Origin of the sequence: Rhodococcus sp. O3 (genome assembly GCF_048897285.1) — a bacterium.
Classification (GTDB): Bacteria; Actinomycetota; Actinomycetes; order Mycobacteriales; family Mycobacteriaceae; genus Rhodococcus.
Map to the genome: position 1 here is coordinate 1 of NZ_JBMBTE010000173.1, position 7884 is coordinate 7884.

General features: G+C 72.1%; 7 protein-coding genes. 4 read left to right on the forward strand and 3 right to left on the reverse strand.

Translation table 11 applies throughout. The annotated features are described in order from the left end of the window. Positions 1-160: 160 nt before the first annotated feature. Together ACN675_RS26415 and ACN675_RS26420 are read right to left on the reverse strand one after the other, a co-directional pair. Entirely contained in the window at positions 161-1117 is a 957-nt protein-coding gene (locus ACN675_RS26415) for a glycerate kinase (RefSeq protein WP_420753642.1), read from the reverse strand. 13 nt (positions 1118-1130) lie between these two features. Further along, a complete protein-coding gene (locus ACN675_RS26420; protein ID WP_420753647.1) occupies positions 1131-2039 on the reverse strand; it encodes a hydroxymethylglutaryl-CoA lyase in 909 nt (302 codons plus the stop codon). Between the two features lie 225 nt (positions 2040-2264). Here ACN675_RS26420 and ACN675_RS26425 point away from each other — a divergent pair, with 225 nt between their 5' ends. After that, complete coding sequence (locus tag ACN675_RS26425) at positions 2265-2456, forward strand: hypothetical protein (protein WP_374068785.1); 192 nt, start codon at positions 2265-2267, stop codon at positions 2454-2456. 38 nt (positions 2457-2494) lie between these two features. Here ACN675_RS26425 and ACN675_RS26430 read toward each other — a convergent pair whose 3' ends face one another. Continuing rightward, complete coding sequence (locus ACN675_RS26430) at positions 2495-3781, reverse strand: lipase family protein (protein ID WP_420753643.1); 1287 nt, start codon at positions 3779-3781, stop codon at positions 2495-2497. 196 nt (positions 3782-3977) lie between these two features. Here ACN675_RS26430 and ACN675_RS26435 point away from each other — a divergent pair, with 196 nt between their 5' ends. The 3 genes from ACN675_RS26435 to ACN675_RS26445 all read left to right on the forward strand — a co-directional run. Then, positions 3978-6113 (forward strand): hypothetical protein, encoded by a 2136-nt coding sequence (locus tag ACN675_RS26435; RefSeq protein WP_420753644.1) that lies wholly within the window; start codon positions 3978-3980, stop codon positions 6111-6113. A gap of 70 nt (positions 6114-6183) precedes the next feature. Beyond that, complete coding sequence (locus tag ACN675_RS26440; RefSeq protein ID WP_420753645.1) at positions 6184-7098, forward strand: hypothetical protein; 915 nt, start codon at positions 6184-6186, stop codon at positions 7096-7098. A gap of 218 nt (positions 7099-7316) precedes the next feature. After that, on the forward strand, positions 7317-7884 hold a 568-nt coding region (locus ACN675_RS26445), incomplete at its 3' end, for a condensation domain-containing protein (protein WP_420753646.1).

The following is a 7884-nucleotide window of genomic DNA, read 5'->3' on the forward strand; positions in this document are numbered from 1 at the left end:
AACGCGATTCCGGAGCCGGCGCCGTGTGCGTCGGAGGAACCGGACGCACCGCAGGTCCGTCCCGCGTCCTGGCCCGCCCGGGTTTCGGATCCGGACATCGGCCCCGCCCCGACTCCCACCCCCGCACCGACAGCGCCGTGCCCGTAGGGGATTCGGCAGGTCAGCGACCCAGCCGGGCTCCCGCCGCGCGCATTGCGTCCGCATCCGACGCGACGACGACATCGGCGAACCGGTCGCGGTAGTCGCCGAGGTCGTCACCGACCGACCCGACGACCGCGACCACCGGTACCGACCCGGTCCGGGCGAGGATCGCGGAGACGATCTTCCCGGCGCGGCTCTGCCCGTCGAGCCGGCCCTCGCCGACGACCACGAGGTCGGCAGTCGCGAGATGCCGGTCGAATGCGAGTGCGTCGAGCACGAATTCGGCCCCGGAATGCAGTTCGGCGCAGTACCGGGCCCACATGCCGCCGGAGAAGCCACCGGCCGCGCCGGTGCCGTCGACGCACCGCGGGTCGCGCGGCAGGGCCATCGCGGTCGCGTCGAGCCGTTGGGTGAGCAGATCCACCGTGGCGGGGTCGGCGCCCTTCTGCGAACCGAACACCCGTGCCGCGTCGACGTATCGGGTGGTGACGTCGGTCAGGACCGTGACCGCCGCGCCGTGCAGGCCGCCGGACGAGTCGATCGCGGCGATGGCGCCGAGACCGCCGTCGGTGGTCGCCGAACCGCCGGCCGCGACGACGATGCGCTCCGCGCCGCATCGCGCCGCCTCCGCCATCAGCAGGCCCGTGCCGTAGGTGTCTGCTGTGAAGGGATCACGGAAACCGTTGTGCGGGGTCGTGATTCCGCTCGCGGTCGCGAGTTCGACGACGGCGGTGCCGTCCGGTGCCAGTCCGAACACCCCCGCGCACGGCACCCGCCACGGGTTGACGGTCTCGACCTCGATGCGGTCGAGGAGCATCGGCCCGGTCAGTACTTCGAGGGTGCCTTCGCCGCCGTCGGCGACGGGCAGCCGGATCGTCTCGTGCCCCGACGATTCGGCGCCGGCCGCAACAGCATCGGCGACCTCGGCCGCACGGTAGGTGCCCTTGAAACTGTCCGGGGCGATCAGGATCCGCACACTGGTGATCCTGTCACGAACGCAGCACCCATTCGAACGCTGCGGCTTCCGAACGCGCGCCCTGCGTCGCCCGTGCCCGGTTCGGCTCGTCCAGTTCGGCCACGAGGTCCTCGCCGAGCCGCACCAGATCGGCGAACACGTCCGGCGACAGCCACTTCGGGCGGGTCGCGAACAGCAGGTCCTCGGTGGCGGTGTTGCCGCTCGCGCCGGGCGCGAACGGGCAGCCGCCGAGCCCGGCCAGCGCCCCGTCGACGACGCTCGCCCCGGCCGACACCGCGGCCAGGCTGTTCGCGACGCCCAGTCCCCAGGTGTCGTGGCCGTGGTAGACGATCCGGCGCGCGGGGGATTCGGTGCGGACCCGCGCGATCAGCTCGGCGACCTGGCCGGGTACGGCCTGCCCGAGGGTGTCGGCGAGGACGATGTCGGCGGCGCCGTCGGTGCGCGGATCGCACGCGATCTCCAGGACCCGGTCGGGGTCGACGGGGCCGTCGAACGGGCAGGTGAACGACGTGGCCAGGCACAGCTGGATGGTGCCGCCGGCGGCGTGGGCCAACTCGACGGCGGCGGGCATCGCGGCGACGCTCGTCTCGGTGTCGCGGCCGATGTTCGCGTTGTTGTGGGCGTCGGACACCGAGAAGCAGTATTGGAAGTGGCGCGCCCCGGCCGCGATCGCCTTCTCCACGTGCCGGGGCGTGGCGACCCACACCCAGCAGTGATCGAGCTCCTCCTCGGTGAGCGCCGCGATCAACTCCAGGGTGTTGGCCATCGGGGGGACCAGGTCCGGGCGGGCGAGCGAACCGATCTCGAGCTCGGGGATGCCGGCATCCAGCAGGGACCGGACGAGACGCACCTTGCGTTCGGTGGGCAGGAGCTTGCCGGTCAGCTGCAGTCCGTCGCGCAGTGTCACATCCCGCAGGGCCACATCCTGCAGTCGCACGTCCCCGAAGTTCACGCCGTACCTCCGCCTCGTCTCACGCCCGGATTCCGCCGGGGCATCCGGCTCCGAGCCTACGGACCGGGACGGCCCGTGGGGAGTCGCCGGAACGCGGATTCTCGGACACGCCGGACCCGGTGTCGTGGCAGTTGTGACGGGTGACACTATTGTCGTTTGTCGGATCGGGGCCTTGGAGGGTGCGTGGTCATGGGTGTGGTGATCGCAAAGGCGTTGCTGTGGTGTGCGCTGCTCGCCGGTGTCGGCGGGGCGGCGGTTGCGGTCAATGCCCTGCACGTCAACGGTGCGGTCGCGTCGTTGATCGTCGCGTTCGTCGCAGGCCTGGTGCTGCTGCGGCTGAGGCCCGCCGCGCAGGACGCCCAGGATTCGGACACCGCTGCCTCGTGATCCTTCGGGTGTCGTGATCGTTCGGGCGTCCTGATCGCTCACGGGCACCCCTGCGGTGCCGGCACACCGGCGAGCCGCTCGGAAATCCAGTCCAGCATCCCGGGTGCACCCGCGACCGCGGCCGTCAGGTGTTCACCCCACACCGGCACATAGGCCACGTTCGCGCCGCCGGCGCACCATTGCTCTTGCAGGGCAAGAACTCCCGATTCCGGGATGAACTCGTCACCGAGGAACACCTGCGACGACCCGTGGTACAGGTACATCGGGGCCTGCGGGATCTGCCCACCGAGCCGGTTGTCGTCGAGCACCTGCCGCACCCTCGGATCGTCGAACGGGTCCGGGACGGTGGTGAACACCTCGACGGGAACCATGGCGATGCCGGTGGCGGCCAGCGCGATCGTGCACTGGTCCTTCAGCGGGGTCCGGGCCAGGACTGCCGTGAGCGGGACGGCCAGGTCCAGCAGTTGCGGATACTCGCGGGCCAGACCCACCGTCGCGGCGAGGAACAACCCGGATCCGAGCTGCCCGTTCATCGTGGCCCGCAGCAGCGACAGGTCGGCGGGCAGCCCACCGGCCGCGGCGCCGGTGAACTGCACGTCGGGCGCGTATGTCGGCTGCAGTTGCGCGGCCCAGCCCGTCGCGATGGCGCCGCCGCTGTAGCCGGTCATCGCGAGCGGAGAATCCGCGAGGTCGGGTGCGACGATGCGCAACCCCCGGATCGAATCCAGCACGGCGTGCCCGGCGAGCCGGCCGGCGGCATACGCCATGTTCGGTCCCTCGTGATCGGGGACGAGCACCGCCCAGCCCCGCGCGAGCAGGACCGGCAGCATCGGCGGGACGTCGATGTCGACGGCATCGTGTACCACCCGATACGACGGGGTGCAGCGGGTGCCGAGCGAATCGATCGCCATGTTGTAGACGACAACAGGCCGCGGCCCGTCCGGCCACGGGGCGTCGGGCAGCACGAGTGTCGCCGTCACCGGGATCGGCCGTCCCGCCGAATCGGTCGAGCGCACCAGGAACTGCCGTGCGGTGTGGGGGACGACCGCCGCCGGCAGCGCCCGCATCCGCACCGCACGTTCCCGCAGCACCGTGCCCGGCGGGTAGGCGTCGAGATCCGCAGGTCGCGCGAAGAACTCGTCGTCGGTGATCGGTGTCGGCAGCAGGTCGTCGAGCGTCACGCGCGGCGGTACCGGAAGGGGGAACCCGGACACCGGAGACGCGGTCGCCGGGCCGGCGGTCAGCAGGAGCCACACCGTGACGAGGACTGTGGTCAACAGCGATCCGGCCGACAGTACCGGGGTCGCGCGATGTGGCCGTCGCATCCGGAACTCCTCGCTCGAGGTGAACCTCGGTGGAACGTCCCGACACCGTCAACGTTACCGCCGGGAGGGCGCCGATCCGGGCGAATTGTCGGGCCGTCCCGCGCCGCTCGGCCCCGTCACGAGCCTGTGCGGTGGCGCACCGGTAGAGTCGACCGGGCGGTTTCCTCTCGTGGGTGACCGCGGCGGTGGGGGGTCCGTGGTTCGTGATATCCCGCCGAGCGTCGAAGAGGAGCAGCCGGTCGTGTCGCTGTGGTCCATTGCGTTGTCCGACAACGAACTCGGGGAGCGCCGCTGGCTCGATCTGATGCCGTGGCTCGACCGGTACGGATCCGGACGCGCCGCGGCCCTGTCCGAACTCGCTCCCGGCGACCGCTGGTGGGAGAAACAGTCGCCGGCCGAGACGGCCGCCTCGGCCGATGTTCCTGCGGTCTGCGCGGCCCTCGCTCACATCTACGTCACCGAACATCCGGACACGCCGCTGTCCGCCGGGCTCGCCGACCGGATCGACGTGCCGGTCGGCGCGCTGGACCTGGGCACCGCCGCAGCCACGATCGTCGACCGCCTGCCGGATGTCGCGACCACGGCCGCGCTGCTCGACCGCAGCCCGTCCGACCTGTTCGCGGTGCGCGGCGCCGGACCCGCCACCGTGCACGAGATCGTGTGTGCGGCGATGGTCCTCGCGATCCTGCGCGATCCGGGCATTTTGCTCCGACCGGAAGGCGCGCCCACCGGATCGAACGTGCCCGCACTCGACCTGCTCGTCTCCGATCTCGCTGAGCTGGCCCGCTGGCGAACGTTGCGCGGACAGGGCGCCCGGCCGCTGCTGCGCGTCGAACTCGAGGACGGCGCCCCCGAGGAGATCCAGGAGGTCGCAGCGCGCATCACCGCCCTGACCGCCCGCGACCTGCCGCTGGCCCAACCGCACGATCCGATCGCCGAACTCGGCGGCTACGTCGCGGCCCTGTCCGCGCCGGAACGGGAGAACCTGCGGCAGCGGGTCCTCGACGATGTTCCCGCCGATCCGTCCGCCCCGTCCACGTTCCCGTTCGGCACGGCGGTCGGGGACCTGCTCGCCGCGCTGCGCGTGCACGTGCGACCCGTCGCCTCGCTCGACCGGATCCTGGCGCTGTCCCCGGCCCTGTCCCGGCAGGTTCCCGGTCTCGACGTTCCGCTCGGCCGGGTGCTGAACCGTCTCGACGACCGCTTCGAAGTCGCGGACGGCTGGGTTGCGGTCCCGAACCTGCCCGAGGCGGAGCGGCAGACACGCGCCCTGCTCGCCGAGTTCGAATCCGAGAACGGGGTCGTCGAACTCGCCGCCGTCGGGGCCCTGTGGAATCTGCCCGCCGGCGAACTGACCGCGTGGCTGCGGCACTGCGGATTGCCGGTGATCGACGGCCGGATCCTTACTCGCCAGGACAGCCTCGCCGATCGCGCGGCTCAGGTGCTCGAGATCCTCGGCGACCCGATGCCCGCCGCCGCCCTCGTCGCGCGCATGGACACCACCCACGACACCGCGACCGTCATCGGTGAGCTCGCGGACGACGAACGGTTCGCCGTCTCCGAATCCGGACTGTGGTCGCTCGCGCGGTGGGAGACCGACATCCCGGGGGCGGTCCGTGCCCGCATCGCTCGGATCGTCGACGGGGCCGGCGGGTCCGCCGACGCCGCCGCGCTGGCCGCCGCCCTGACCGAGCGGTTCCCGATCACGGAGGCCGCCGCCCGGATCTTCGCGGACAGCGGCGACTTCGAGGTCGTCGGCAGCCGCGTCCGGCGACGGGTGCGCACCCACGTCGCGGTGCGGTCGCCGCAGCGCACACGCCGGCTCTACCGGCTCGGCGACGTCTCCCGGCTGCGTATCACCGCCACCCGCGACCACCTGCGTGGCGCCGACTTCCCGGTTCCGTCCGCCGTGGCCGGGATCGTCGGATGCCCGCCCGGAGGGGACCTGGTGCTCGATTCCCGGCTGGGGACGCAGGTGATGCGGTGGTCCGGCGCGACCCCGCAGCTCGGCACGATCCGGCGATTCCTCGAGGATCTCGGAGTCGAGGAGGACAACGAGGTGTTCCTCGAGTTCCACCCCGACGGACATTTCGACGTGGTGCCGTTGCGCACGGTCGCCGACAACGCCGAACCGCTGCGCAAGGCGCTGGCGCTGGTCGGGCATTCGACGCCGGAGATCGTGCCGGAGGAGGGCATGGCCGCCGCGCTCGCCGCCGCGATCGGACTCGAGGACGAAACCCGCCCGCGCCGCGTCCTGAGCGCGTACCGGGCCCGCCGCGAGATCGACCTCGTGGCGCTCCTCGAGGACGCGTGGGTGCGGATCCGGAACTGACGGCTCGGTGGTGCCGGTGACCGCCGGGTCCCGCGTGCGTCCGGAAACCGGACGTAGCACCATGGACACCATGACCGACGAACCGAACCCCGCGGCTCCCGACGTCGCGCCCGCCGGAGCAGGGTCCCTCGACGCGATCGTCCGTGCGCTGCGCGCCGCCGTCTCGTCGGTGGAGGCCGCGGTGGCCCGGGTGTCCGCCGGACCGGCCGGGACCGGGTCGAGCACCGTCGAGCAGCTCCTCGAACTGGCCGACGCCCCCGCCCTCGGTGACGTCGTCGCCCACCACAATGCGCTGACCCGGGCCGTGGCGATCGTCGACCAGACCGGTGCGCTCCCGGCGCGGGAATGGGACGCGGTGGCCGACCTCGGTGCGCCGCTCGCCACCGCCGTCACGCGCTTGCGTGACCACGCGACCGCGGTTCTCGACGAGGCCGACGTTGCCGAAGCCGGCGGCCTCGACCCGGCGCAGCGACTCGGCGAGACCCTGCAGCTGCTCGTTCTCGTCGAGGACTCGCTGAACCTGTGGCACCGGCTGCGCCTCGAGCACCTGCGCACCCCCGAACCCGGCGCTCTGCCCGAAGCGATCGGGCAGGCCCGCGGTCTGCTCGCCGAGCACCTCGACCGCGACGGCGAACTGTTGCGCCGGGCCCGCCGCGCGCTGGCGCGGTTCGCCCAGGGCACCACGCTCGAGCTGGTGAAGCGGCTGTCGTCGACCCGCACCGTGAAGAACCTGGTGGATCTGCGCGAGGACCTCGACGACTTCCGCGCGGCGTGCCGGGCCGATGCCGCCGGATGGCTCGACGACGAGGATCCCGCCGTCGCGGAGGCACTCGACGAGATCTCCCGCCCTGTCCGCATCGTGGGCGGTGCGCTCGGTGAGGCGATCGGTGGCAGCGCCAAGGCGATCGGTGACCGGGCGGCCGGCGTTGGTGCGTCCGGTGTCGAACGGATCGAACGGCTCGGCCGAGGCATCGCCCGGCGCTGACGCGGCAGCGTCCATTCGGCGCTGACGCGCCCGTGTGCCTTTCTGGCGGCCCTGGCCGCCACTGAGGCACACGAGGTGTCACACCCTCACCCCTTGGGTGTGTTAACGCCGTGGCCCCGCCGCGGCACGGTGGAGAAGCCGGATTCGCACCGGCGAACCGAAGAATCCACCGCCCGCCGCGCACCCCGCGGCGCCAGCACTCCAGGGGTTGTGAATCGATGGACCGCGCCGCGTCGACCACCGTCCACGAGCCGTTCCCACTCTCGGCCGCCCAGCACGGACTGTGGTTCGCGCAGCACCTCGCACCCGATGTGCCGATCTGCATCGCCCAGTATCTCGACATCCGGGGGCCGCTCGACGTCGAGCTGTTCCGCGAGGTCGCGATGCGCGCCGCACACGAGTTCCAGTCGGTGTTCCTGCGCATCGTGGAGATCGACGGCGAGCCGCACCAGGTGGTCGACCCGCCGGCCGAGGCGGAGATGGGCTTCCACGACTTCCGCGCCGAACCCGACCCGCTGACCGCCGCGCAGTCCTGGATGCACGCGAACTACACGGCCCCGGTGAACTTCGAGCGCGACCACCTGTGCGAGTCGACGCTGCTGCGGGTCGGTGACGAGCACTACCTGTGGTACAGCCGCATCCACCACATCGCCCTCGACGGGCACGGTGCCGCGACGATGGTCGGCCGCGTCGCCTCCCTCTACACCGCCGCGGTGGAACACACTGCGCCGGAACCGAACCGGGCCGCGGACCTGCGCACCCTCGAACGGCTCGAGCGCGAATACC

Bases quoted from the DNA above. Each gene is read 5' to 3' on its own strand.
- ACN675_RS26430 (WP_420753643.1), bottom strand. From the start codon at position 3,781: ATGCGACGGCCACATCGCGCGACCCCGGTACTGTCGGCCGGATCGCTG.
- ACN675_RS26440 (WP_420753645.1), top strand. From the start codon at position 6,184: ATGACCGACGAACCGAACCCCGCGGCTCCCGACGTCGCGCCCGCCGGA.